Source organism: Parvimonas sp. D9 (genome assembly GCF_035282565.1).
In the GTDB taxonomy this organism is placed as follows: Bacteria; Bacillota; Clostridia; order Tissierellales; family Peptoniphilaceae; genus Parvimonas; species Parvimonas micra.
Genome location: NZ_JAYKBM010000112.1, coordinates 1 through 284, shown reverse-complemented (window position 1 = coordinate 284; position 284 = coordinate 1). Strand labels below are relative to the sequence as shown.

Below are 284 nucleotides of genomic sequence, written 5' to 3'. Positions count from 1 at the left end.
GATAGGTTTGGTTGAAACCTTCATATACCCAGCCATTCATCGTTCTCCATAATTCCATCACTTCAGGTTTGCCGGCTTCCCAATCAATCAACATCTGTTGGGTATCTTTCATGATCGGGGCTTCTTTTTCAGCCAGCTCTTTGCTCATGCCGGAAGCTACCAGTTCGTCGATTTCTTTTTTATAAGCGTCATTGAATTTTACATAATAATCACCTACAAAATGATCACCTTTCATACCTGTGCTGGCAGGTGTAGCGCCATTGGCAAATCGTTGCCAGGCGATC

1 protein-coding gene is annotated in these 284 nt (G+C 43.7%); it reads right to left on the bottom strand.

Going from position 1 to position 284, the window contains the following annotated elements; genetic code table 11:
* Nucleotides 1-284, bottom strand: a 284-nt coding sequence (locus tag VJI94_RS08235) for a hypothetical protein (protein ID WP_324009003.1), incomplete at both ends; no start/stop codon positions are given.